The sequence below is a fragment of the Marinobacter sp. BW6 genome, from assembly GCF_008107725.1.
Classification (GTDB): domain Bacteria; phylum Pseudomonadota; class Gammaproteobacteria; order Pseudomonadales; family Oleiphilaceae; genus Marinobacter.
On the sequence record NZ_VIRN01000064.1, the window covers coordinates 1,457,172 to 1,481,666 of the forward strand.

At 57.5% G+C, this 24,495-nt stretch carries 21 protein-coding genes; 15 read left to right on the top strand and 6 right to left on the bottom strand.

Annotated elements, in window-relative coordinates:
- Positions 1–2: 2 nt before the first annotated feature.
- From FMN52_RS15350 to epmB, 3 genes are all read right to left on the bottom strand, one after another.
- Positions 3–2,087 (bottom strand): EAL domain-containing protein, encoded by a 2,085-nt coding sequence (locus FMN52_RS15350; protein WP_148609441.1) that lies wholly within the window; start codon positions 2,085–2,087, stop codon positions 3–5.
- A 108-nt stretch (positions 2,088–2,195) separates the two neighbouring features.
- A complete protein-coding gene (locus FMN52_RS15355; protein WP_148609442.1) occupies positions 2,196–4,001 on the bottom strand; it encodes a GTPase in 1,806 nt (601 codons plus the stop codon).
- A gap of 222 nt (positions 4,002–4,223) precedes the next feature.
- On the bottom strand, positions 4,224–5,264 hold the full coding sequence (gene epmB, locus FMN52_RS15360; RefSeq protein WP_148609443.1) for an EF-P beta-lysylation protein EpmB: 1,041 nt from the start codon (positions 5,262–5,264) through the stop codon (positions 4,224–4,226).
- Between the two features lie 45 nt (positions 5,265–5,309).
- Between epmB and efp the strand changes: the two genes are divergently transcribed.
- Both efp and epmA read left to right on the top strand, forming a co-directional pair.
- Positions 5,310–5,885 (top strand): elongation factor P, encoded by a 576-nt coding sequence (gene efp, locus FMN52_RS15365; RefSeq protein WP_148609444.1) that lies wholly within the window; start codon positions 5,310–5,312, stop codon positions 5,883–5,885.
- A 7-nt stretch (positions 5,886–5,892) separates the two neighbouring features.
- Entirely contained in the window at positions 5,893–6,861 is a 969-nt protein-coding gene (gene epmA / locus FMN52_RS15370) for an EF-P lysine aminoacylase EpmA (protein ID WP_148609445.1), read from the top strand.
- Here epmA and asd read toward each other — a convergent pair whose 3' ends face one another.
- Complete coding sequence (gene asd, locus FMN52_RS15375) at positions 6,862–7,716, bottom strand: archaetidylserine decarboxylase (protein ID WP_148609446.1); 855 nt, start codon at positions 7,714–7,716, stop codon at positions 6,862–6,864.
- A gap of 174 nt (positions 7,717–7,890) precedes the next feature.
- Here asd and motA point away from each other — a divergent pair, with 174 nt between their 5' ends.
- Together motA and motB are read left to right on the top strand one after the other, a co-directional pair.
- Positions 7,891–8,742 carry a flagellar motor stator protein MotA gene (motA, locus tag FMN52_RS15380; protein WP_148609447.1) on the top strand — a complete coding sequence of 284 codons (852 nt, stop codon included), beginning with the start codon at positions 7,891–7,893 and terminating at the stop codon, positions 8,740–8,742.
- Between the two features lie 31 nt (positions 8,743–8,773).
- Complete coding sequence (gene motB, locus FMN52_RS15385; protein ID WP_148609448.1) at positions 8,774–9,733, top strand: flagellar motor protein MotB; 960 nt, start codon at positions 8,774–8,776, stop codon at positions 9,731–9,733.
- Between the two features lie 11 nt (positions 9,734–9,744).
- Here the strand turns inward: motB and rsgA are convergent, their stop codons facing one another.
- The gene (gene rsgA, locus FMN52_RS15390) at positions 9,745–10,800 is read right to left on the bottom strand and encodes a small ribosomal subunit biogenesis GTPase RsgA (RefSeq protein WP_148609449.1); all 1,056 of its coding nucleotides are present in this window, start codon (positions 10,798–10,800) and stop codon (positions 9,745–9,747) included.
- A 281-nt stretch (positions 10,801–11,081) separates the two neighbouring features.
- Here rsgA and orn point away from each other — a divergent pair, with 281 nt between their 5' ends.
- The gene (gene orn, locus FMN52_RS15395; RefSeq protein WP_148609450.1) at positions 11,082–11,627 is read left to right on the top strand and encodes an oligoribonuclease; all 546 of its coding nucleotides are present in this window, start codon (positions 11,082–11,084) and stop codon (positions 11,625–11,627) included.
- Here the strand turns inward: orn and queG are convergent.
- Positions 11,622–12,701, bottom strand: coding sequence for a tRNA epoxyqueuosine(34) reductase QueG (gene queG, locus FMN52_RS15400; protein ID WP_148609451.1), 1,080 nt, complete (start codon positions 12,699–12,701; stop codon positions 11,622–11,624). The two genes, orn and queG, sit on opposite strands and share 6 nt — an antisense overlap.
- A gap of 147 nt (positions 12,702–12,848) precedes the next feature.
- On the opposite strand from queG, the gene FMN52_RS15405 reads away from it, so the two are divergent.
- The 10 genes from FMN52_RS15405 to FMN52_RS15450 all read left to right on the top strand — a co-directional run bounded on the left by FMN52_RS15405 (position 12,849) and on the right by FMN52_RS15450 (position 24,467).
- A complete protein-coding gene (locus FMN52_RS15405) occupies positions 12,849–14,402 on the top strand; it encodes an NAD(P)H-hydrate dehydratase (RefSeq protein ID WP_148609452.1) in 1,554 nt (517 codons plus the stop codon).
- Positions 14,399–14,896 (top strand): tRNA (adenosine(37)-N6)-threonylcarbamoyltransferase complex ATPase subunit type 1 TsaE, encoded by a 498-nt coding sequence (gene tsaE, locus FMN52_RS15410; RefSeq protein WP_148609453.1) that lies wholly within the window; start codon positions 14,399–14,401, stop codon positions 14,894–14,896. The genes FMN52_RS15405 and tsaE overlap by 4 nt, the downstream gene beginning before the upstream one ends.
- 39 nt (positions 14,897–14,935) lie before the next feature.
- On the top strand, positions 14,936–16,294 hold the full coding sequence (locus tag FMN52_RS15415) for an N-acetylmuramoyl-L-alanine amidase (RefSeq protein ID WP_148609454.1): 1,359 nt from the start codon (positions 14,936–14,938) through the stop codon (positions 16,292–16,294).
- Between the two features lie 20 nt (positions 16,295–16,314).
- Positions 16,315–18,225, top strand: coding sequence for a DNA mismatch repair endonuclease MutL (gene mutL / locus FMN52_RS15420; RefSeq protein ID WP_148609455.1), 1,911 nt, complete (start codon positions 16,315–16,317; stop codon positions 18,223–18,225).
- A gap of 28 nt (positions 18,226–18,253) precedes the next feature.
- A complete protein-coding gene (gene miaA, locus FMN52_RS15425) occupies positions 18,254–19,258 on the top strand; it encodes a tRNA (adenosine(37)-N6)-dimethylallyltransferase MiaA (protein WP_148609771.1) in 1,005 nt (334 codons plus the stop codon).
- A 33-nt stretch (positions 19,259–19,291) separates the two neighbouring features.
- Complete coding sequence (gene hfq / locus FMN52_RS15430) at positions 19,292–19,543, top strand: RNA chaperone Hfq (RefSeq protein WP_008170056.1); 252 nt, start codon at positions 19,292–19,294, stop codon at positions 19,541–19,543.
- A gap of 119 nt (positions 19,544–19,662) precedes the next feature.
- Entirely contained in the window at positions 19,663–20,961 is a 1,299-nt protein-coding gene (gene hflX, locus FMN52_RS15435) for a ribosome rescue GTPase HflX (protein WP_148609456.1), read from the top strand.
- Positions 20,962–21,044: 83 nt separating this feature from the next.
- A complete protein-coding gene (gene hflK, locus FMN52_RS15440) occupies positions 21,045–22,232 on the top strand; it encodes an FtsH protease activity modulator HflK (RefSeq protein ID WP_148609457.1) in 1,188 nt (395 codons plus the stop codon).
- A 2-nt stretch (positions 22,233–22,234) separates the two neighbouring features.
- Positions 22,235–23,110 (top strand): protease modulator HflC, encoded by an 876-nt coding sequence (gene hflC / locus FMN52_RS15445; RefSeq protein WP_148609458.1) that lies wholly within the window; start codon positions 22,235–22,237, stop codon positions 23,108–23,110.
- A 175-nt stretch (positions 23,111–23,285) separates the two neighbouring features.
- Positions 23,286–24,467, top strand: coding sequence for an ATP phosphoribosyltransferase regulatory subunit (locus FMN52_RS15450; RefSeq protein WP_148609459.1), 1,182 nt, complete (start codon positions 23,286–23,288; stop codon positions 24,465–24,467).
- Positions 24,468–24,495 lie beyond the last annotated feature (28 nt).

Below are 24,495 nucleotides of genomic sequence, written 5' to 3' on the forward strand. Positions count from 1 at the left end.
GCTCAGTTGTCGCCGAAGTCGTAGTTCATTTCAGGTACCGGTGCCTGCAGGTAATAGCCCTGAATATAGTTCACTCCAGCCTGCCAGAGGGTGGCGAGAACCCCGGCATTTTCCACCAGCGGAATGATGGTCAGCTTGCCGTTCGACTGCAGGCTCTTCACCATCTCCTTCACCCGCTCCTTGGCCTCATCGCTCTTCTGGATTTCCTCCGTGAAGGAACCATCAATTTTTACGTAGTCCGTATCGATGTGCTTGAGGGTATTGAACGGATTGAGGGCGCAGCCAAACTGGGCAATGGACACCTTGCAGTGAAGCTCGTGGACCGCTTTGGCGAAGTCCTTCGCCTGCTTCATGTAATTATTGGCATCCCCTTCCCGTATCTGGAAGATCAGGGAGTCACCCGGCAGGCGCGCTGCTTTCAGGGCAACACTTAGCCAGGGTGTGAACGTTTTATCCTGCAGGGTTTCAGCCGTCACATTGAGGAACAGGCGGGTATCATGACCTCGTGAACGATGGCTGGAGAGCTGCTTGATGGTCTGCAGGATGACCCACCGGTCGATCTTGATCGCGGTGTCGCTCGGACCCATCGGCGGCAGGAAGTCATAGGGTGAGACTTCCTCGTCGTCTTTGTCGAGCATGCGCACGAAGGCCTCGTAATGTTCCTCGCCTTCGCCGCGCAGATTGATGATCGGTTGGAAAAGAAGCCGGAAGCGATTTTCTTCCAGGGCCTTCTGAATCGCTTCTACCGAATTGCTCTCATCCAGTGCTTCGAAGTCGGCGGGGTTGTAAACCACCACGCCGTTGCCCTCGGCATGACCTTCAAGCTTGCGCACTTCGGCCGATGCAGTGTGGGCTCTGGCCATGAGTTCCTCGGCTTTGGGCGAATTCTCGGTAATCGCCGCAACACCGATGCTAACGGTCAGTTGGACCGTGCGGCCGTTGATATCAAACAGGTGGTCTTCAACCGCCTTGCGGATGCGCTCGGCGTGTTCCGCCATGGTGGTTTCATCGCAGGGCTGACACAGCAGGCTGAAGGCGTCGTCGCTCAGTCGGGCCAGGGCGAGGTCGTCTCCGGCCTGCTCCTTCAGCAGGTTGGCCAGATCGCCAAGCAGCAGGTCCGCGCCGGAGATGCCCACCTGGCCCTTCATGCTCATGAAATTATCCAGGGCAATGTAGGCAAGGGCACCGGTCTCATTCTTCTTGCCGGCATGTGCAATCGCCTCAGCCAGCGCATCCATCAGGTACTGGCGGTTGTAAAGACCGGTCAGAAGATCCTGGCTGCTGATCTGGCGCAGCTTTTCTTCCAGTTCCGCATCACTGTGCTCTGGCTGCAGTACAATCTGGGTGCAGGCCTCGCCGTCGTAGGTGGCCGCCGATACCGACATGGTAACGTTCAGTTCGTGGTCGTCACTGCGCCGTGCCGTGCAGTTCATGGTCATGCCGTCTTCGCCTTTCTCGGCAAACGACTTCATGAATTCCTTGTACTTCTCCTGACTTTCCGGGGTCAGAGTGTCCAGCACCGGAACGCAGATAAGATCGTCGATATCGTCGTACCCAAGGAATTCCATGTACGATTGATTGGCATAGATGTGCATGCCGTCATTAATATAGGCGATCGCGTCTTTGGAGCTTTCCAGAAGTAGCTGGCAGCGTTGTTCCGCCTCCCGGAGATGGGACTCCAGAACGCGACGCCTTCTGCGTTCGTCAAGGGCTGCCAGCTCCCGGTTAACCTTCAGCACGATCAGGTCGGTGTGCTCGAACGACACCGTGTCCTGGGCGCCGGCTTTTATCATTCCTACCGTGCGTTCGCGGCTTTCCTCCTCCGTCAAGAGGATAAACGGAATGTCCTTGTCCATCCGGCGGATCATGGCGAGGGCGTCATCGGCCGAGAATTCCTGGTCCAGATCGCGGGCCAGAAGGAGGTCCCAATTGCTGGCTTTCAGCGTTTCTTCCAGATCTTCTTCTGAGGTGATTCTATGGGCTCGGGTGGCCTTGCCGGAGTTCCGGAGCAGGCTGACCAGTGATTCAGCATCGTTTTGGGACGGATCAAGAATCAGCAGGTGTACGGTCGCGTTCTTTTTCTGCATTCGAAGGGCGTCTCGTGATACACGGTTCATTCACTCACGCTGAATGATGCAGGGGTTGCCGATCAATAACAACCCTCTGCGGGGGGTCGGTGTCTCAGTTTGGCGACCTTATAGAGACGGCCACAGTGAGTCGAATTCATCCTCGCTGGCTCCGGACGATGCCGGCTGAACACCAGCATTCAGCGTTGCTGCGTTCTGCAACTTGAGTTCGAACTGGCTGATGCTGCCCGTGGAGGAAACCTTGCGAGACAGCTGGCCCTGATCCTCCCTGCCATCATGGAGCAGCGAAATCCGGCTCCCGGATTGGAACGGCAGGCGAGGCGTGATCAGCGTGGCGGACTGATTGACCACGCTGATTTCCGGTAACAGCAAGCCGCGCAGGTACTCACTGCTGTTGCCCACTTTCTGGATCAGGCGAACTCCACAGGGTGAAGCACTGGGTGCCAGCAGCTCAATGCCGACCTGGGTTCCCTGGTTCTTGATCTGACGAATCCAGCGCACCACGGCCACGCTCCAGGGGTGGGTGCTTTGCTCCCGAACGCCCAACACCTCACCAGCTTGCAGCGACGGGGGGACATTGCTTTCCCAGGCAACGCAGTATCCCCCGGGGCTGGTGTTGATCAGCAGGGAATGGTGCGACTTTGGTCGATTCCTGTCCGTCGATGGAGCCTGTGAGTTGCCGTAGGAACCCTTGAAATTGATGGGTGTGTCGGCAGCGTGGAGTTTTTCGTCGCTGGGCCCTGCATCGTGGGCGCCCGACCAGGCATCCTGTTGCTGACGCGAAGACCGAACAAACAGGTTTTCCTCTTCTTGGTGGCCGTTATCGTTGCCATTCACGAATTCAGTAAAGGTCTTTTCGCCGGCAATGAAGTAGTGCGCGGCTGTCAGGCCAACGCAGACCTCCAGGGAGCCCTGGCTGGCGATGCGGTTGAAGTTCCGTTTCGCGAGAATGCCCAGTGCCTGACTCAGATGAGTGAGTAGGGTATCGCTTACCTTTACTGGCACCCTCAGCTCGTGGTCTGTTGCTTTGTGCTCACGACGGGCATGGAGCGTTTCAGAGAGCATGGCCGAGAGATCACGGGTGTCGAAATCGAAGCTCTCATCGCCGGGTTTCTGATCAAGCAGGCTGCGGTAAAACGGCGGGTTGTCCCGCTCCATGTTGATCACGAAGAGGCTGTCGTCACCGACATCCGGCCCGCATCGGGTGTGGTCCGTCCAGGATTCGAACAGTTCATAGACATGCAGCAGTTCAGCTTGTCGCAGCTGGTTGGGGCGCGCGCAGCCAAGAAGGAGGATTCGCTTATAGCTGTCGGCGACCGAGCTGGTGCGACGATGCTGAAGGGTGTCGTCTTCAACCTGAACCACAGAAAGTTTGTTGCGATGCGCAAACCGGAACAACCGGTGACACTCCAGCCAGCTTTGGGCTGGGCTTGGGCAGTAGAGCTGATGCGATCTAAGGATGGTTTCCGATAGCTCGGAAATGGCCCGATGCGCGGCGGTTGCTATCTGACGGCGATTTTTATCCAGGCCCCCGTTGTCGATGAACTCCAGAACGCACAGCTTGTACCCGCCGGCCAGATGTAACTGAAGCGCCTGGGACAGGTTGGCGATCTTACGTTGTTTTTCAGGAAGCGCCACGGCCAGGCCGAGGTAGTGCCGGGAGAGTTCGTTGCAGACGAAATGAATCTTTTCCCGGATAAGCTCCAGGAACTGCATGCGTTGCTGGGGAGCCAGAAACAGGTGGTTCAGCTCGATAATGGCATGATAGAGCTGCCGCGATACCTCGCCGATATTGGCCATTGGGAGTTGGTCTATCCAGACCCGGAAGGCCTTGGGCGTTGTGTCACAGAACGACAGGCTGGCCGTTTTCTGTTCGGGAACGCGGAGATCAGGTTTCAGGGTCTTACCTTCCATGAATGCATGCCAATGTCTGGACCACAGGTGGTATTCCGGGGTTGGCCCTGCCTGGCTGGCGGTTACCGGATGTCCGCCGGCCGGTCAGGAAAACGCCGTAAATACATATTTTTATATTCAACATTACTGGACTTTAAAGTAGCAAGCCAGTTGTAAAAAGCGAGGAGATCATGAGTTGACAATCTTTGACAAGTGAATTCAGGCCCTTTTTTGCGAAACTGGTCACGGAAACAGGTTGATCGGGGTCTTGCCTTCCTTGCCTGGCTCCTCGCGAACCAGCTTCGGAACCAGGAATCCCGGCAGTCGCGACAGTAGTTCACGGACCAGCGTGCGTGCCTCTTCATCCGGCACATCGTAGTGGTGGGCGCCTGCCACTGGGTCAAATGCGTGCAGATAGTAGGGCAGAACGCCCGCGTCAAAGAGAGTCTCGCTAAGCTCTTCAAGCACCTCCGCCCGATCATTCACGCCCCTCAGGATGACGCTCTGGTTAAGCAACGTTGCACCTGCCGCCCGGAGATACCCCAGAGCGCGGCGAGTAGCGGTGTCTATTTCCGCCGGATGATTGATGTGCAAAACGATAACTACCTGAAGCGGCGTCGCCGAAAGCCACTTCAGGAGCTCGTCACAGACCCTTTGTGGGATAACCACGGGCAGTCGCGTATGCAGGCGAAGGCGGCGCATGTGGGGAATGCCGCTGATGGCGGTTGCCCACTGGGCCAGCAGTCGGTCATTGACAGCCAGAGGATCGCCGCCGCTAAAAATGACTTCATTGATTTCCGGACTGGCTGAAAGGGTGTTAATCACCCGCTGCCGGTCGTCAGGATTGAGGCGCTGTTCATCGTAGGGAAAGTGTCTGCGAAAACAGTAGCGGCAGTTTATCGCACACTGTCCGGTCACCATGAGCAGGGCGCGGCTGCGGTATTTGCGGATAAGCCCGGTAGTGGCTATGGCTTCCGACTCTTCCAGTGGGTCACTGACAAAACCGGGCGCATAGATGGTTTCTTCCGCAAGGGGAAGCACCTGCCTGAGCAGTGGGTCGGCCGGGTTGCCCTTTTCCATGCGAGCAAGAAACGGTTCTGGCACGCGGACTGAAAACAGGCGGTGGCCTTGTCGTGCTGCTGAAAGCCATGGCTCCTCGGGGAGGTTCAGACGGCGGAGCAGCTCTTCCGGCGACGTCACAGACTCCGACAACAATTGCTGCCAGCTGCGATGTTCATGGTCGGAAAGGTGGGCTTCTATACGGGCGGGGGTTCGCTGTATCATATCGCCCTTCGAATTCTAAACAGCATTGTGTCAGGTGGACAATTCATGGCTTCATATTCTACCAACGAATTTCGCGGCGGTCTCAAGGTTTTGCTGGATGGCGACCCCTGCATCATTCTCGAGAACGAGTTTGTCAAACCCGGTAAGGGGCAGGCCTTCAACCGCGTAAAGCTGCGTAACCTCATGAGCAACCGGGTTTGGGAGCGCACTTTCAAGTCTGGTGAAAGTCTTGAAGCCGCGGATGTCATTGATCAGGACATGGAATATCTCTATACCGACGGTGAGTTCTGGCACTTCATGCTCACTGACGGCTCCTTCGAGCAATACCCGGCGGATGCCAAAGCGGTTGGTGATGCCCTGAAGTGGCTGAAAGAGCAGGACGTCTACACGGTGACCCTTTACAACGGCTCACCGCTGTCCGTGACGCCTCCCAATTTTGTTGAGCTGGAAGTCGTTGATACTGATCCGGGCATGAAAGGAGACACTGCGCAGGGTGGCTCCAAACCCGCGACCCTCTCAACCGGCGCCGTGGTCAACGTACCGCTGTTTATCACCATCGGTGAAGTTCTCAAGGTTGATACACGTTCCGGCGAATACGTGAGCCGGGTCAAGAGCAGTTGATCCGGTCATGACCCGCGAACCTGTCTGGCAGCCCTCTGCCGCGCAGGCTGCACTGAAAAGCCGTGCACAACAACTAGCGTTTGTGCGCGGCTTTTTTGCGCAAAGAGGGGTGCTGGAAGTGGAAACGCCGGTACTGGGTCGGTGCGGCGTCACCGATGTCAATCTTGATGGTATTCACGCGCAGGTCTCTGCCGGTTCCCGGACCGGGGGCTGGCTGCAGACGTCGCCCGAGTATCACATGAAGCGATTGCTCGCGACCGGCTGTGGATCGATCTACCAGGTTTCCCGAGTGTTCCGTAACGGTGAGCAAGGGCGGCGCCACAACCCTGAATTCTCCATGCTGGAATGGTATCGGGTCGGCTTTGATGACGTGGCGCTCATGGAGGAGGTGTCGGATCTCGTCTGTGGCTGGCTGGGTTGTCAGCGGCCGGTCATTATTCAGTATCGGGACGCACTCGAGCGCTGGGCAGGCATTGATCCATTTTCGGCAACCGATCGCGAACTGATGCGGCGCTGTGAACAGTGGCTGGACACCGAGCAATTGGCGGATCTTGGTCGCGATGGTTGCCTGGATCTGCTGATGAGTTTTGCCGTGGAGCCGAACCTTGGCCTGGACAGGCCCGTTTTCATAACTGGCTATCCAGCGTCGCAGGCTTCATTGGCCAGGATCTCTAGGTCAGATGGCTACGAAGCGGCGCACCGTTTCGAGCTTTATATCGACGGTCTGGAGCTGTGTAACGGCTATTGGGAATTGACCGATCCCAAGGAGCAGAGGCTGAGATTTGAGGCCGATAACGAGCTGCGCAGGCGCTCCGGCAAGCCTGAAATGGCGGTGGATGAGGCCTTTCTTAACGCGCTCGACCAGGGGTTACCCGGGTGCGCCGGTGTGGCGCTCGGGCTGGACCGACTGCTGATGCTCAAGCTGGGGGTTCAAGATATCGGTGAGGTTTTGGCGTTTCCGTTCGAGCGGGCATGATCAGGCGAGAGCGCCGAATGCCTCGCCCATGCGAACGGTCTTTCCTGCCACCTGGTCGCTGTTCCAAGTGACGGCTCCTTTGGGCATAACCATAATGACCGTGGAGCCCAGACGGAACCGGCCCATTTCCTCGCCCTTCTCGAATCGGATGGCCTGCTCGCCTTCGTAGCGGGTTGCAGTAACCTGCTTGCTGCCGGGTACAACGATCCCTGCCCAGCGAGTCTCCACACTGCCGACGATCATGGCGCCGACCAACACCAGGGCCATGGGACCGGAATCGGTGTCGAACAGGCAGACAACCCGCTCGTTTCGGGCGAACAAATTCGGGACATTCTCGGCAGTGACCGGATTCACCGAGAACAGTTTGCCGGGAACATGGATCATCTCTTTCAGAGTTCCTGCCATGGGCATATGGATACGGTGATAGTCCTTTGGCGAGAGATAGATTGTCGAGAACTCACCATTGGCAAAGGGAGCGGTGGTCGCTTCCTCGCCACCCAGCAGCTCGCTCAGGCTGAAAGACTGGCCCTTGGCCTGGAAAATACGGTCTCCGGTCACCTGTCCGAGTTGGCTTATGGCGCCATCAACGGGACTGACCATAGTCTTGTCCCCGTCTGCCAGAGGGCGGATGCCCGGTTTCAAAGCTCGGGTAAAGAAAGCGTTGAAGGTAGGGTAGGCTTCAGGGTTCGGCTCGGCGGCTTCGCTCATGTCTACGCCGTAGCGGCCGATAAACCATTTGATCACTCGGTTCTTGAGTGCAGGGGAGCGGTCATTGTCGGCCAGGCGGCCGGCCAGGTTGGAAACCCCCAGTTGCGGCGTGATGTACTGGCTCAGAACAAAAAGCTTGTCGAACATTAAATTTAATCCTTTGCACTCAAAGGCGCGAAGTTTACCAAAGAGTGCCACCTGTATAGAAATTGTTTCACGGCTTCGCGGTTATGGCGTGGCCTTGCTATTATCAGGTCACCTTTTACGTGACTGCTTCCGGCTCCGGCCGATAACCAAGAATATAAGGCGTGCTTAGTTACCATGTTACTGATCATCGGCGGGATTATTGTTCTGGCCAGCGTATTGACTGGCTATGTTCTCCACGGCGGCAATTTGATGGTGCTTTGGCAGCCAACCGAAATATTGATCATTTTCGGGGCGGCCCTGGGATCGTTCATTATTGCCAATCCCATGCACACGCTCAAAGAGGTGTTTGGTAAAGGGCTCCAACTGCTGACAGGCTCGCCCTATAAAAAGGCTTTCTACATGGATCTCCTGAGTCTGCTTTATGAGATCTTCGATAAATCCCGGAAACAGGGGGTTATGGCGATAGAGGAAGATATCGATAATCCCGAGAACAGCCAAATTTTCAGTAGATACCCGGCAGTTATGAAATCCAAAGAACTGCTGGCGTTCATCACGGATTATCTCAGGATCATTAGCTCCGGCAATATGGCGACCCATGAGCTGGAAGGCATGATGGAGAACGAGATCGACAGTCGCCAGCACGAGCTTGAGGAGCCCGCCCACGCGGTCAACAAGATTGCCGATGCGCTGCCCGGGCTGGGCATCGTCGCTGCGGTGCTCGGTATCGTGATTACCATGAACTTCCTCACCGAAGGGCCGGAAAAGATCGGTCTCAGTGTGGCTGCTGCCCTGGTGGGTACGTTTCTGGGTATCTTCATGGGCTATGGCTTTGTGGGCCCCGCGTCCATTGCCATGGAGCACGCAGCAAAGTACGAGCTTAAGGCTTACGAGTGCGTCAAATCGTCGATTGTCGCGACCGTTTCCGGGCAGGCGCCCCAGATGGCCATCGAGTTCGGCCGCAAGGCATTGCCTACGGATAAACGGCCTGGATTCCAGGAACTGAACGATCACGTTCGCTCCAAGTAATATCGCCAGCATCTGACCCCGGAGCCCCTTCGTGGAAGAACAGCCGATCATCATCAAACGCAAGAAGAAAATTGTCGGGGGCCATCACGGTGGCTCCTGGAAAGTCGCGTTTGCCGATTTCGCAACCGCCATGATGGCGTTTTTCCTGGTGCTCTGGTTAACCGCAACGGCATCACCGGAGCAGAAAAAAGCCGTGGAGGGTTATTTCCGCGATCCTGTCGGTTTCACTGAAGGTGGCTCTCCGAACCCGGTCGATCTTGAGGGCAGCGCTTCTGTGGTCAACGAGGCGAGCCCGGATATTGAGTCCAGTCAGATCCAGATTGAAGATCAGGTGGTGGATGAGCTCTCCGAAACCCTGGAGCAGCGAAGGATGGAAGAGCTGTTTCAGGAGCTTAAGGATCGTATCGAGCAGAACCAAACCCTGCAGGAGTTCAAGGATCAGTTGCTGATCGATATCACCGACGAAGGGTTGCGCATCCAGATCGTCGACCGCTCGGGTCGCCCCATGTTCGACAGTGGTCGGGCCGAACTCAAGTACTACTCCCAGGATATTCTGTTTGAATTGGCGAAAACCCTGGGCTCCGTGAACAACAAGCTCAGCATCACCGGGCACACCGACTCCACACCGTTCAGCGGTCGGCCCGGTTACACCAACTGGGAGTTGTCGGCAGACAGGGCAAATACCGCCCGAAGAGCCCTGGTTGCAGGGGGTGTTCGTCAGCAGCAGATTGCCCGCGTTGTCGGGCTGAGTGATTCCGTGCTGTTCGACAAGGAAGACCCGAATGCGCCGGTAAATCGCCGCATCTCCATCATCGTCCTGAACAAGAAAACCGTCGATAACATCCAGAGCAGCGCCGGCCAGTCGGACGAGCCACTGATCGATCTGACTCAGCCGACAGAGGCAGAGCGGGAAGCTGCGCGCGAGCGCCTGGAAAGCGGTGAATGGCTGCAGGAAAAACAAGAGCCGGCGCCGGGCGAGTTGAACTGGTAAAGCTGGGTTCCTCAGTCCAGCTTCAGTCCCCGGGCCTGCTGTTCGGTCATGTCCTGAAGAATCCGATGGAAGCTTTTCAGTCGCTCCGGACTGATTTTCCCCTCGTCAGCGGCCTTGTCGATGGCGCAGCCGGGGTCTCCCATGTGTCGGCAATTGCGGAACTTGCAGGTGCCAATCACCTCCCGGATTTCCCGGAAGCCATACTCGATTTCCTGCGCCGTCATATGCCAGAGCCCGAATTCACGGATGCCTGGGGAGTCAATCAGTTCGCCGCCCAGGGGCAGGTGGAATAGTTTGGCGGTGGTAGTGGTGTGAATCCCCTTGCCAGTGCTCTCTGACACAGCCCCAACGCGAATGGCCTCATCCGGCATCAGAGTCTGGATAATGGATGACTTGCCCACCCCGGACTGACCCACGAACACGCTGGTCTGATCCTTCACCAGCGCCTCAACCTCCGGCGAGGGTTTATCACCCGACTCGGCTGCAGACGTTCGCACCACCTCATACCCCAGGGCCTCATAGCGGCCCAGAAGCGCATCGATGCTTTCCTGGTTCCTTTCGTTAACCAGATCAGTCTTGTTCAACAGAATCACCGCTGGAATGTCTGTGATCTCGGACGCCACCAGATACCGATCAATCAGGTTATCGTGCGGTTCCGGCTCCGGCGCAATCACAAGAATAATATGATCGATATTGGCCGCTACAGGCTTCAGCGCGCCAAAATTATCCGGCCGCTGCAGCAGATTGCGACGCTCACTCCGGGCGACAATAACCCCGGTTTCATTCTTACCCGGCCGCCAGACAACCTTGTCACCAGTCACCAGGCTATCGATGTTTGCGCGAACAAAGCAGCGAACCACATTGCCTTCCTGGTCACCTTCAAGCGCTTCGACATCCAGCTGTTGCCCGTAGTGAGCAATGACCAGCCCTTCCTGCTCTGGCCCGAGCTCGCCGGCGTCGGCCTGCTCCTGAACCTTCTTCTCCTTGCGCGCCGCCCGGGCTGCCCGCTCTTCCTGGACCTTCTTGATACGGAATTGTTGCTGCTTGTTCAGTCGCCGTTTTGCCATGTAGTTAGCTGGTGCCAGATTTGGTGTGCGTGAGGTGTTACATCATACGTTAATCGTCCACAATACAAAGACAAATCAAACCGGCGCAATCCCGATAGTATTTGCCGGAAGCGGCGCCTATTTTGTATATCTCCCAATTTGCACGCGGGCGTGGGGATGTCATTCCGGGAATGTCGGCGGCCATGGATGGCCGACGCCAAGCGCACATGGATGTGCTTGTAGCGTTTCCCGGAATGACATCCCCACGGCCGTGAACTCAAATCTAGAAGGCTAGGAAAACAATGGCAGAGAGCAATAATCGCCTCGTATGGATTGATCTGGAAATGACAGGCCTGGATCCGGAAAAAGAACGGATCATTGAAATGGCCACAATCATCACCGATTCAGAACTCAATGTAGTCGCGGAAGGACCGGTTATCGCCGTCCATCAGCCACAATCCTTTCTGGACTCCATGGATGAATGGTGCACTCGAACCCATGGTGAAAGCGGACTCACCAAGCGCGTTCAGGACAGTGATATCTCCGAGTCTGAAGCCGAACAGCAAACCATCGAGTTCCTGAAAAAACACGTAGAAAAGGGCCAGTCACCCCTGTGCGGCAACAGTATCGGCCAGGATCGCCGATTCCTCGTCAAATACATGCCCGAACTTGAAGACTTCTTCCACTACCGGAACCTCGATGTATCCACGGTGAAAGAACTCGCCCGTCGCTGGCGCCCGGATGTCCTGGCCGGAGTTAAAAAGAAAGGCAGCCACCTAGCCCTGGACGACATCCGGGACTCCATCAATGAACTGCGCCATTATCGGGAACAGTTCTTCAAATTATAGGTCGTGCCGTCTCAAGGCCCAGTGGACGTGCTCGCGGACCATCGCTGACGGGTGGTCCGCGCGCTGTTTCAGGGCTTCAATCACCGGGATGGTTGAGGGCGCGTTGCCAAGCCCGACAGCCAGGTTGCGAAGCCAGCCCTCATAGCCTGTTCGCCGAATCGCGGATCCCTCGGTGCGTTTCAGGAACTGCTCCTCGGACCAGAGAAAGAGTTCTGCCAGGGAGCTGTTGTCCAGCCCGTGCCGGGGCTGAAAATCCTTCTCGCCGGTTGGCTTGCTGAACTTTTGCCAGGGACACACCAGCTGACAGTCGTCGCAGCCGAAAACCCGGTTGCCCAATAACGGCCTCAGCTCTTCTGGGATGCTTCCCTTGAGCTCTATGGTCAGGTAGCTGATACAGCGCCTGGCATCAAGCTTGTGAGGGCCAACAAAGGCGTCCGTCGGGCAAAGGTCCAGGCAGGCAGTACAGCTGCCACAATGGTCGGTTTCGAAGGGAGCATCAATGGGCAGGGGCGCGCTGGTGAAGATTTCCCCCAGGAAAAAGAACGAGCCGGCCTTCGGGTGGATCAGCATGTTGTTCTTGCCGATCCAGCCCAGGCCCGCTCTCTGGGCCAGGGCGCGCTCCAGCACTGGCGCGCTGTCCACGAAAGCCCGGTAGTCGTACCCGCTGACGGCCTCATCAATCTTTGCTGCCAGCTGCGCAAGCCGCTTGCGAATCAGTTTGTGGTAATCCCGCCCCAGGGCATAGCGTGTAACGTAGGCGCCCTCTCGGTTAGTAAGTGCTTCTTTCGGGCTATCCGGTGAGGGCAGGTAGTCCATTCTCACTGAAATGACTCGCGTGGTGCCCGGCACCAGCGAGGTTGGCGTGTAGCGCTTGTCACCGTGATGGGCCATATAGTCCATCTCGCCCTGGTACCCTGCCGCAAGCCAGTCCTGCAAATGGTCGGCGTGCTCGCCAGTGTCCGCGTTGGTAATGCCCACATCGGCAAAACCGAATTCAGCTGCCCACTGGCGGATAAGCGCTGGCAGATCAGCAAGTTCCGGATGTGTAGTGGTGCAGGTTGATGTAGTGCTCATAGTGACTGCCGATGCTGAAATTCGGTGATGAACCCGAGTACGGATATTTAATCTGATTAAGTTATGACCTTTCCTGCTGTTTTGCTATGCTTTACAGGTATCTGGCCTATTTTCTTAAACCGGTTTCTGTAACGGGAGCAAAGGTTCATGCCGCCGTCCGCTGGGCACAGTTTACCAGACGCACTGTTTTCCGCCGATGCGGTTCGGCAGATTGATCGCTATGTGATTGATCAACAAGGTGTTGATGGTTTTGAGCTGATGCAGTCCGCTGCCCAAGCCGCCTTTCGGTGCCTGATTCTGCACTGGCGTAACTGTGGCTCGGTGCTGGTGCTGTGCGGTGCGGGTAATAACGGCGGTGACGGTTACCTGGTTGCAGCCAGCGCAAGGAGGCATGGTCTGGAGGTTAGCTGTGTCGCTGTTGCTCCAACCGACAAACTGTCCGGCGACGCCCGTAAAGCCTGGCAAAAAGCCCTGTCGGACGGTGTCGAGGTCCTCGAGCTGGAGGCTCTCAGCGAGTCTTCACTGGATGATCGTTTTGCCGGCGCAGGCCTGATTGTTGACGCCATGCTCGGTACCGGTGTTTCCGGCGCGCCGAGGGAACCTTTTGCGGCCCTGATAAGCCGATGTAATAGTTCGTCAGCGCCGGTCCTTGCGGTGGATCTGCCCTCCGGTCTGAACGCAACCACTGGGGCAGCCGAAGGCGATGTAGTCAACGCGGCGACGACCGTGACCTTTATCGGACTCAAGGCCGGTCTGTTTACCGGCCAGGGCGCTGCTGTGTGTGGTGAGGTGGTTTTTGAATCTCTGGGTATCACTGATGGTATCGCTGGCAGCGGCCAGAAGCCGGTAGCCTGTCGTCGTGACTGGCGTTCCGTGATGTCCTGGCTGCCGCCTCGGCCTGCCAACGCCCACAAGGGGCGATTCGGGCATGTGCTGGTGGTTGCCGGTGATCGGGGATTTGGTGGCGCCGGCCTGCTGGCAGCAGAGGCCGCTGCGCGCTCTGGAGCTGGTCTGGTCTCGCTGGCAACGCGCCCTGAGCACGTGACGGCCGCCCTGGCCAGGTGTCCGTCGGTGATGGTCCATGGCCTGATTCATGGATCGGAGTTGCCGCCGCTACTGGACGCCGCTTCGGTTGTCGTGTGCGGGCCCGGTATCGGGCGCAGTGCCTGGGGGCAGCAGATGCTGGAGCAGGTAATCGCCAGCGGTAAGCCGAGGGTGCTGGATGCGGATGCCCTGAACCTTTTATCGGGCCGGGTGGCCGTACCGGCGGATAATCACGTGCTGACACCCCACCCGGGAGAGGCCGCCAGGCTCCTGAATTGCCTGGTGCCGGAGGTGGAAGCAGACAGGATGGCTGCAGCAAGAAAATTGCAGGCACTTTATGGCGGTACAGTTCTTTTGAAAGGCGCTGGGACTGTTGTGGCTTCTGAAGGCGAGTCCCTTGATGTCATCAGTGGCAGCAACCCAGGCATGGCTACCGGGGGTATGGGTGATGTGCTCTCGGGCATTATCGGGGCGGTTCTGGGCCAGATTGGAGATGCGCATAAAGCGGCCGTGCTTGGAGCTTCGGTCCATCTGGCTGCGGCTGACAGGGCTGCAGAAGCTTATGGGTTTATCGGATTGATACCGACCGATGTGATTGATGCACTGCCGTTTGTGTTTCGGGAATCAGAAGGGAGCCCGGAGGCGAGAGAGCTATGAGCATAATGGGTAATGAGCGCCGGCTTTTTCTGGAGGGCGAGGCTGAAACCGAGCATCTGGGCCATGAGCTGGCGAGAACCGTCGCGGAATCTGGTCATGGTCTGGTGATCTATCTGGATGGTGAGCTTGGCATGGGCAAAACCACCATCAGTCGGGGTGTCATGCGTGGGCTTGGTCACCAAGGGGCTGTGAAGAGTCCGACCTATACGCTGGTGGAGCCCTACGAAACCCTTAACCCACCGACTTACCATTTCGACCTCTATCGCCTTGGCGATGCAGAAGAACTGGAGTATATGGGCATCCGTGATTATTTCGCTGGAGAAAACCTGTGTCTGATTGAGTGGCCAGAGCGAGGCAAAGGCATATTGCCCGAGCCGGACCTGGAGATTCATCTGGAGACCCGGGGCGAAGGGCGCTCTGTGGTGATCAGGGCCCGATCAGAGCAGGGCGCCCACCTGCTTAACGAACTTGAGCTGATTGGTCCGGCGCATTAGCGACTCCGAGAGACGGGAATAAACTGGCAGGTAAGCTTTATGAATTGTGCAAAGCTGAGTAAACAACTGGTCTGGCCAATTGCGATATTGCTCGCGACATTGGCGTTTCAAGGTTCGGCTGCGACGCAGGTCGAGAGCGCCCGTATCTGGCCTGCACCCGATCACACGCGGCTGGTTCTGGATACGGGCGGTCAGGTGGAGCACAACATCTTCTCCCTGAACGGTCCGGCGAGGCTGGTAATTGATCTGAAAAATGCCAACCTGAAGACCGATTTCTCCGGTCTGGATCTTTCCGGCAGCCCGATCAAGCGGATCCGGAGTGCACCAAGGAACGGGACCGATTTGCGTGTGGTCCTGGACCTCAAGGCCGACATAAAGCCGCGGAGCTTCCAGCTTGAGCCGAATCAGCAGTATGGCCACAGACTGGTGGTCGATCTGATTGATGAAAGTGGCAGCCGGCTGGAGAAGGCTACCACACCCACGGTGACCCAGGATTCATCCGGAAAGCGGGATGTTATCGTGGTCATTGATGCCGGGCACGGCGGGGAAGATCCTGGTGCCATTGGTCCCCGGGGAACCCGTGAAAAAGACGTGGTACTGAGAATGGCGAAAACCCTGGCCAACCTGATCAATGATCGCCCGGGGTATACCGCCAAACTGACCAGGACCGGAGACTATTACATTGGCCTTCGCAATCGCACGATTCTGGCCAGGAAGTACAGTGCCGACCTGTTTGTATCGGTACACGCCGACGCTTTCCGGACGCCGCAGCCCAAGGGCGCCTCGGTCTTCGCCCTGTCCCAGCGAGGTGCCACCAGTGAGACTGCGCGTTGGCTGGCCAACAGTGAGAACCGTTCTGACCTGATCGGTGGTGCCGGGGGACTGTCCCTGGATGGCCGGGACGACATGCTTGCCGGTGTTCTGCTGGACCTTTCGATGACGGCCAGTATCAATGCCAGTCTTGGCGTCGGCAGTTCGGTTCTCGGCAAACTGGGTGGTGTGGCGAAGTTGCACAAGCCTGGCGTCGAACAAGCTGCTTTTGCGGTGCTGAAATCACCGGATATTCCCTCCATTCTCGTGGAAGCCGGATTCATTTCGAACCCTCAGGAAGAGAAAAACCTGGCAACCGAGTGGTACCGCAACAAGCTGGCCGGCGCCATCATGAAAGGCATTGATGACTACTTCCAGAAAACGCCGCCCCCCGGGACTTTGCTGGCGTGGCAGAAACAGAACCGGCAGGGTGGGAACAGCATCGGCCATTACCGTATACAGCGCGGCGACACCCTTTCCGGCGTTGCCCGGAAAAACCAGACGACCGTCAGTGAGCTGATGCAGTTTAACGACCTTCGGGATGACCGTGTTATGGTAGGGCAAACCATTCGTATTCCCGCGTCCTGATCAAGAGGTTTTTCCGTAACATGCCCCCCATTCGATTGCTGTCACCACGGCTCGCGAACCAGATTGCCGCGGGTGAGGTGGTGGAGCGACCCGCGTCTGTCGTCAAGGAACTGGTCGAAAATGCCCTGGATGCCGGTGCCAACCGGGTCGATGTTGAAGTGGAGCAGGGCGGCGTCAAGCTGATTCGTGTTCGGGATGACGGCGGGGGTATTGAGGAAGACGACCTGCCCCTCGCCCTCAGCCGGCATGCCACCAGCAAGATCGCCAGTCTTGATGATCTTGAGGCCGTTGCGTCTCTTGGCTTTCGCGGGGAAGCGCTCGCCAGTATCAGCTCTGTCTCCCGGCTGACTCTGACCTCAAGGACTGAGTCGCAGGAAGCGGCTTCCCGGGTGGAAGTGGAGGGTCGGGAAATGGACGCGAGAATCTCTCCTGCCGCTCACCCGGTCGGAACCACTGTCGAGGTGCGGGATCTCTTCTTCAACACCCCGGCCCGACGAAAATTCCTGCGCACTGAGAAGACCGAATTCAACCACGTTGAGGAGTGCGTGCGCCGGCAGGCGCTGAGTCGTTTCGATGCCGGTTTTACCCTGCGCCACAATCAGCGGGTTGTGCAGAGCCTGAGACCTGCTGAATCTCCTCTTGACCGGGAAAGGCGTATTGGCGCCCTGTGCGGCCAGCAATTCATCGACAACGCCGTGGTTATCGATGCAGAGGCCACCGGGCTGCGGCTCTGGGGCTGGGTAGCCCTTCCTACGTTTTCGCGTAGTCAGGCCGACCTCCAGTATTTCTTTGTTAACGGTCGCGTTATCCGTGATCGCCTGGTGGCTCACGCAGTGCGCCAGGCCTATCGGGACGTACTCTACAATAACCGGCATCCGGCGTTTGTGCTCTACCTCGAAGTGGATCCCGCCACCGTCGATGTGAATGTTCACCCGACCAAGCACGAAGTGCGGTTCCGTGACGGTCGCCTGGTCCACGATTTTATTTTCAGAACCCTGCACAAGGCGTTGGCCGATGTTCGCCCGGACGATCATTTACGTGGTGCTGTGGCGCAGTCTTTCGGTCGAGAAGCATCGGCGCAGGCCCAGGAAGCCGGCTCGGCAACGGATGTCCCGGCGGCTGCTTCCTGGAACGGCCAGCCGTCGATGCCAACCTATGGTCATCCGGGCGGCTCAGGTGCCGGATTTGGTGGGCAGTCTCAGCCCCAGCAGGAGTGGCGTGCCAGCGATCAAATGGCATTTTACCAGTCGCTGAATGCCGGTGGGGGTAATGAAGGTCAGCAGCCCATGCCCTCCAGCGATAGCGTTGCCACGCCAATGCCGACACCGCCTGTTGACAGTGATCAGGAGCCGCCGCTCGGGTATGCCATTGCCCAGCTGCACGGGATCTATATTCTTGCCCAGGGACGCGCCGGACTAATCGTAGTAGATATGCACGCCGCCCATGAACGCATCACCTACGAACGTATGAAGCGCGCGCTCGCGGAGCAGGATCTGAAAAGCCAGCCGTTGCTGGTGCCGCTGTCCCTGGCAGTTAGCCAGAAAGAGGCAGCCCTGACCGAGAGTCACGGCGAAGAATTGCAGAAGCTGGGCCTGCAGATTGAGCGTATTGGTCCGGAAACCCTGGCCGTGCGGCAGGTGCCCGCGCTCCTGCGTGGTGCCGACACCGAGCAACTGGTGCGTGATGTACTGGCGGATCTGATTGAGAATGGCCAGAGCGACCGGGTCGAAGCGGTGACCCATGAATTGCTGGGGACCATGGCGTGCCACGGTTCCGTTCGTGCCAACCGGCAACTGACCATTCCGGAAATGAATTCGCTGCTCAGGGATATGGAGGCGACCGAACGGAGTGGTCAGTGCAATCACGGCCGGCCGACCTGGACTCTGGTGACCATGTCTGAGCTGGACAAGCTGTTTCTCCGGGGGCGCTGAGGTGTCTCTACCGCCTGCCATTTTTCTGATGGGGCCAACGGCCTCAGGTAAAACGGACCTGGCCATGGCGCTCTGTGACCGTCTGCCCTGCGAGATTATCAGCGTGGACTCCGCGATGATCTATCGGGGGATGGACATTGGCACGGCGAAACCGACTGCAGCAGAACTTGCGCGGGCACCCCACCGGCTGATTGATATCTGCGATCCAGCTGAGACTTACTCCGCCGCGGATTTCCGCCGGGATGCGCTGGCGGCGATGGCAGAAATAACGGCCGCGGGCCGGATTCCTCTGCTCGTAGGTGGCACCATGATGTATTTCAAGGCGCTGATCCATGGTATGTCCGGTCTGCCATCGGCCAGCCCCGCCGTGCGCCGGGCGCTGGAACAAGAGGCCGAGGAGCGTGGCTGGGAGTTCCTGCATGGGGAACTCCAGAGTCGGGATCCGGTTGCAGCACAGCGGATTCATCCGAACAACCGGCAGCGTCTGATGCGGGCCCTGGAAGTCCTGCGTCTTACTGGTAAGCCGATTTCCGAGTTCTGGAGGGCCGAGTCTGGATCTGGCGAACAACCGGCGCCAGCAGAACAGGGTGGTGATATTGAGGATTACACCTATTTCACTCGCTGGCAGGCAGACGAAACATCTTTGCTTCCGTATACTGTTATTCAACTTGCCATGATGCCGCCTGAGCGGCGAGTGCTTCATGAGCGAATTCGCCTGCGTTTTATGAAAATGCTCGATGCAGGCTTTCTGGATGAAGTGCGGGCGCTGATGCTCAGGGAAGACTTGCACCCTGATCTCCCTTCCATGCGTTGTGTCGGATATCGTCAGGCCTGGGGTTATTTGTCCGGGGAAGACGACTACGAGACATTTGTCAGTAAGGGCGTAGCAGCAACACGCCAGTTGGCGAAGCGGCAGTTGACCTGGTTGCGCAAGTGGTCTGATGTGGACTGGCTGGACAGCGACGACAAACTTATCGCCGAGGCAGCCTTGAAAAAAATCCGACTTCGCACCACATTTAATTTTGAAAAATGACGATCTGCATTTACTAAAAACAGGAGAAAACACATGTCAAAAGGGCATTCGTTACAAGACCCTTACCTTAATGCATTGCGCAAGGAACGCATTCCGGTTTCCATCTTTCTGGTCAACGGTATCAAGCTTCAGGGCCAGATCGAGTCCTTCGACCAGTTCGTGATTTTGCTGAAAAATACTGTCAGCCAGATGGTCTACAAACACGCTATTTCCACTGTGGTACCTGCCCGTAATGTTCGCATTCCGCAGCAGGCTCCGGGAGGAGAGGGCGAGTCTGAAGACTGATCCATCCCCTTCCCGGTCTTGCCACCCGCGTTCCAGAAGATCCCTTTGAGGGGTCTTGTGGCCGCGGGTGTTTGTTTTTTATGACACTCATAGTTTGATCGCCCCGGAGTTGATGCCAATTGTTTGAACGTCCTGATGTCGGTGAGCGCGCGGTACTCGTCCACATCGATTTTACTGCCCACGATGGCACCGAAGACCCCGGTGAATTCCGGGAGCTTGTAACCTCTGCTGGCGTCGAGCCTGTTGTTACCGTTACCGGGTCCCGAAAGCAGCCCAGTCCGAGGTTTTTCGTCGGAGAGGGCAAGCTGGAAGAGATTCGTGACGCGGTAGCTGCGAACGATGCCGATGTCGTGCTGTTCAATCATGCCCTGAGCCCACGCCAGGAGCGAAACATTGAGCATGAACTCAAGTGCCGCGTGCTTGACCGTACCGGCGTGATCCTCGATATTTTCGCTCAGCGGGCTCGTACCCACGAAGGCAAGCTTCAGGTAGAGCTGGCCCAGCTCGAACATATGTCCACGCGTCTGGTTCGGGGGTGGACGCACCTTGAGCGTCAGAAAGGTGGTATCGGCCTTCGTGGGCCGGGTGAAACCCAGCTGGAAACGGACCGCCGTCTCTTGCGGGAGCGCATCAAGTCCATCCACAAGCGTCTGGAAAAGGTACGTCGCCAGCGGAATCAGGGGCGAAGAGCCCGTCAGAGAGCGGACATCCCCACGGTATCGTTGGTTGGTTACACCAACGCCGGTAAATCGACATTATTCAACCGTATTACTACTTCGTCCGTATATGCTGCAGACCAGCTGTTCGCTACGCTGGATCCGACACTGCGAAGGCTGGAACTTCCGGATATCGGGCCGGTCGTAATGGCGGACACTGTAGGCTTCATCAGGCACCTGCCGCACAAACTGGTTGAAGCCTTCAGGGCCACCCTGGAAGAAACCACGCAGGCGACACTGCTGCTGCATATCATCGACAGCCATGATCATCGTCGTGACGAGAATATTGAACAGGTTGAAGAGGTTCTGGCCGAGATTGGGGCAGATGAGATTCCCATGCTGCAGGTGTTCAACAAGATTGATCTGCTGGAAAACTTCACCCCTCGAGTCGAACGCAATGAAGAAGGCATTCCGGTGCGGGCCTGGGTCTCTGCGGTAACCGGCGAAGGACTGGATGGGCTTTTCGACGCCATCGTTGAAAGGGTGGCCGAAGATGTCGTTCACCACTTTGTCTTGCTCGGTCCTGAAGATGGCAAGTTACGCGCGCTGTTACACGAAGCAGGGTCAGTGCTGAGTGAGGATCACCGGGATACCGGCGACACGGTTGTGGAGGTGCGATTGCAGAATCGGGACTGGCAACAACTGCTGAGCCGGGCCGGAGTAAACGAAAAATCAGTCAGGCTGGACGTTGGGCGGGCCTGAAACCGCGCAGGCTATTGCCGGGGCGGAGATAAATCCCTAGTATTTGCAGCCATTCTATTTATAAGTCAGTAACGGAGAGCACTATGGCCTGGAACGAACCGGGTGGAAACCGTAACGACAATGACCCCTGGGGAACCGGTGGTGGTCGACGCGGCAATGATCAAGGGCCGCCAGACCTCGATGAGGCGCTGAAAAAGGGTCTCGACAAGCTCAACAAGATGCTGGGCGGGAAAGGTGGTAAGTCCGGCGGAAGCGGTGGCAGTAGCGGCGGAAGCGCTGGCGGCTTCGGGGCGATCCTCGCGCTGGCAGCCATTCTGGTGGTTGGCTACGTCATCTTCCAGTCTTTCTATACTGTAGACGAACAGGAGCGGGCGGTTGTTCTTCGATTTGGTGAATACCACCAGACCGAGAATCCTGGCTTGAGATTCAAGGTGCCGCTGATTGACAGTGTTACCAAGGTTCGTGTCACTAACGTGCGCACGGCTGAATCCAGTGGCCAGATGCTGACCCAGGATGAAAACCTGGTGACAGTGGACCTTCAGGTTCAGTATCGCGTAGGCGACGCTGAAGCCTACGTTCTGAACGTTCGCGACTCGAACCAGGCACTGGCGTTCGCTACCGACAGCGCCATTCGTCATGAGGTGGGCAGCTCGACGCTCGACGACGTGCTGACCGAAGGCCGTGCGGAACTGGCCGTTCGTGTAGAGCAAAGGCTTCAGGCGTTCCTGAAAGACTATGGCACCGGTCTGGAGCTTGTTCGCGTGAACGTTGAAAGTACCCAGCCTCCAGCCCCGGTCCAGGATGCCTTCCGTGAAGTGCAGCGTGCCCGCGAGGACGAGCAACGGGTCAAGGAAGAAGCGGAAACCTACCGGAACAAGGTTGTACCCGAGGCTCGCGGTCAGGCCCAGCGGATGATCGAAGAGGCCAATGCCTACAAGCAGGAAGTTATCGAACGCGCCCGCGGTGAAACCGCCCGTTTCCTTGAGTTGCTGGCAGTCTATGAGATGGCGCCAACAGTCACTCGCGAACGCTTGTATTTGCAGACGGTCGAGACAGTGCTGGCCAACAGCAGCAAGATCCTGGTGGACACAGAAAGCAGCGGCAACATGATGTATCTGCCGCTTGATCGCCTGACCCAGGGCTCCTTGCCCCGCACCGGTGGCTCTTCTTCCGGCAGCAGCCAGGGCAATGTGGACATACAGACCCTGACTGATCAGGTTCTTCAGGAACTGCGAAGCAGGCAGGATACTACCGTTCGGAGGAGCAGATAATTATGGGACCTAAAGGTGTAGTGGGCCTTGCAGGCGCCCTTATCGTTGTCCTGCTGGTACTGTCCAGCGTGTACATCATTCCGGAAACCCATCGGGGCGTTCTGCTCCGGTTTGGTGAGCTGGTTGAGACCGACATCCAGGCGGGTATTCATTTCAAGGTTCCGGTCATCGACCAGGTCCGCGAATTCGATATCCGGGTTCTGACCATGGATCTGCCATCCCGGCAATACCTGACCGTGGAGAAGAAGCCGCTGGATGTGGATTCGTACATTGCCTGGAAAATCCGGGATGTGGATCAGTTCTACCGGGCAACGGGCGGTGACGAGTTCCGTGCCCAGTCTCTGCTTGCCTCCCGTGTGGATAACGGCCTGCGTGACGAGTTTGGTATTCGGACCATGGTTGAAGTGGTTTCCGGCCAGCGTGATGAACTAATGCACACCCTTCGGGATCGGGTAAACCAGACGGCCCAGAATGAATTCGGCATCGAAGTCCTGGACATCCGGGTCAAAGCGATCGAATTTCCGGGGCAGGTCAGTGAAAACGTTTATCGCCGGATGGCTACCGAACGGGAAAAGCTTGCCCAGGAATTCCGTTCCCGGGGTCGTGAGCTGGCCGAGGGTATTCGTGCCGACGCAGACCGCCAGAGAACCGTTGTTCTTGCCGAAGCTTTCGCCCAGTCAGAAGAAACCCGGGGTGAGGGTGACGGTGAAGCAGCCAGAATCTACGCCGATGCCTACGGTTCAGATCCCGAGTTCTACAGCTTCTATCGGAGTCTTGAGGCTTATCGCAACACCTTCATGAGCAAGGATGACATCATGGTGATCGATTCCGAGAGCGCGTTCATGAAATTCCTGAACGACCCGCAGGGTGCCCGTTAACCCTGCAGGTTGAGACCAAAAACCGGAATACCTCAGTATTCCGGTTTTTTTGTGCCCGCCAACCGTGTAAAATTCTGCCGGTTTTGTGTCGGGCTTTTAGCCGAGTGCCGCCTTAAATCCTGTGTGATCCCCCAGCCGACTGTGCCGGAGCGGATATAACGGAAATCGGAATCTCATGACAGTATCTGATCGCTGGTTACTGCCAGACGGGGTAGAGGATATTCTGCCGCCACTGGCCGGACGGATCGAATCCCTGCGTCGGGATGTAATGGATACCTGCCAGCGCTGGGGTTATCAGCTGGTAATCCCACCGCTCATTGAATATCTCGAATCCCTGTTTACCGGAACCGGGCATGATCTGGAATTGCAGACCTTCAAGCTGACCGATCAGTTGACCGGGCGGATGATGGGTGTTCGCGCCGACATGACCCCGCAGGCTGCACGCATTGATGCTCATACCCTGGGCCAGGAGGGGATCACTCGCCTGTGCTATGCCGGGCACGTACTTCATACCCGTCCAAGGCATATGCTGACAGGTCGCACCCCCATTCAGGCCGGCTGCGAACTGTTTGGCAGTGGCTCGGAAGCGGCGGATATGGAAGTGATCAGCCTGATGCTGGAAACCCTTCGGGTGGCGGGTTTACCCCGTATCCATCTGGACCTGGCCCATGTGGCCATCTATGAAAGCCTGATTGGCGAAGCGGATTTTGATCGGGATACTGAGAACGCGATTTTTGACGCCATGGCCCGTAAATCGGTGCCTGAGCTTGATCAACTGCTCGGTCAGTGCCCGTCAGGCTCAGCTGGTGCCCGCCTGCGGGAGCTGGGCCGGGTCAGTGGTGGTCCGGAAGCTCTGAGTGAAGCCCGCCGGATCCTGCAAGGTGCGTCTGACAACCTGGACGCGGCGCTCGACCAGCTTGGACGGGTGTCCGACATGTTGGGCCGGGATTATCCGGACATCAGCTTCGGATTCGATTTCTGTGAGCTTCGTGGCTACAACTATCACACCGGGCTGGTATTTGCGGCCTATGTTCCGGGCCATGGGGATTCCGTTGCCAAAGGTGGTCGTTACGATGCCATCGGCAGTGATTTTGGCCGGGCTCGCCCGGCGACGGGGTTCAGTCTCGATATACGATCACTCGTCTCCCTTGGCGAACGGGTGACACGCAGTGCCGGCGCTGTCTGGGCGCCGGCGGATGACGACCCCGCCCTCGAAGGTGTGATCTCCGGTCTGAGAATGACAGAAACCGTTGTCCGGGCCTTGCCCGAAGATGAGGGCGTTAATCCGGCCGTCAGAGGCTGTGACCGGGAGCTGGTTAAACAGAATGGCCAATGGGTCGTGCAGAAGCTGGGCTGACGCCCCAGGGGCTTCGGTGAATTCATTT

Coding starts and splice junctions, on each gene's coding strand:
- FMN52_RS15350 (WP_148609441.1), bottom strand. CDS start 2,087: ATGCAGAAAAAGAACGCGACCGTACACCTGCTGATTCTTGATCCGTCC.
- FMN52_RS15355 (WP_148609442.1), bottom strand. CDS start 4,001: ATGGAAGGTAAGACCCTGAAACCTGATCTCCGCGTTCCCGAACAGAAA.
- epmB (WP_148609443.1), bottom strand. CDS start 5,264: ATGATACAGCGAACCCCCGCCCGTATAGAAGCCCACCTTTCCGACCAT.
- efp (WP_148609444.1), top strand. CDS start 5,310: ATGGCTTCATATTCTACCAACGAATTTCGCGGCGGTCTCAAGGTTTTG.
- epmA (WP_148609445.1), top strand. CDS start 5,893: ATGACCCGCGAACCTGTCTGGCAGCCCTCTGCCGCGCAGGCTGCACTG.
- asd (WP_148609446.1), bottom strand. CDS start 7,716: ATGTTCGACAAGCTTTTTGTTCTGAGCCAGTACATCACGCCGCAACTG.
- motA (WP_148609447.1), top strand. CDS start 7,891: ATGTTACTGATCATCGGCGGGATTATTGTTCTGGCCAGCGTATTGACT.
- rsgA (WP_148609449.1), bottom strand. CDS start 10,800: ATGGCAAAACGGCGACTGAACAAGCAGCAACAATTCCGTATCAAGAAG.
- orn (WP_148609450.1), top strand. CDS start 11,082: ATGGCAGAGAGCAATAATCGCCTCGTATGGATTGATCTGGAAATGACA.
- queG (WP_148609451.1), bottom strand. CDS start 12,701: ATGAGCACTACATCAACCTGCACCACTACACATCCGGAACTTGCTGAT.
- FMN52_RS15405 (WP_148609452.1), top strand. CDS start 12,849: ATGCCGCCGTCCGCTGGGCACAGTTTACCAGACGCACTGTTTTCCGCC.
- tsaE (WP_148609453.1), top strand. CDS start 14,399: ATGAGCATAATGGGTAATGAGCGCCGGCTTTTTCTGGAGGGCGAGGCT.
- FMN52_RS15415 (WP_148609454.1), top strand. CDS start 14,936: ATGAATTGTGCAAAGCTGAGTAAACAACTGGTCTGGCCAATTGCGATA.
- mutL (WP_148609455.1), top strand. CDS start 16,315: ATGCCCCCCATTCGATTGCTGTCACCACGGCTCGCGAACCAGATTGCC.
- miaA (WP_148609771.1), top strand. CDS start 18,254: ATGGGGCCAACGGCCTCAGGTAAAACGGACCTGGCCATGGCGCTCTGT.
- hfq (WP_008170056.1), top strand. CDS start 19,292: ATGTCAAAAGGGCATTCGTTACAAGACCCTTACCTTAATGCATTGCGC.
- hflK (WP_148609457.1), top strand. CDS start 21,045: ATGGCCTGGAACGAACCGGGTGGAAACCGTAACGACAATGACCCCTGG.
- hflC (WP_148609458.1), top strand. CDS start 22,235: ATGGGACCTAAAGGTGTAGTGGGCCTTGCAGGCGCCCTTATCGTTGTC.
- FMN52_RS15450 (WP_148609459.1), top strand. CDS start 23,286: ATGACAGTATCTGATCGCTGGTTACTGCCAGACGGGGTAGAGGATATT.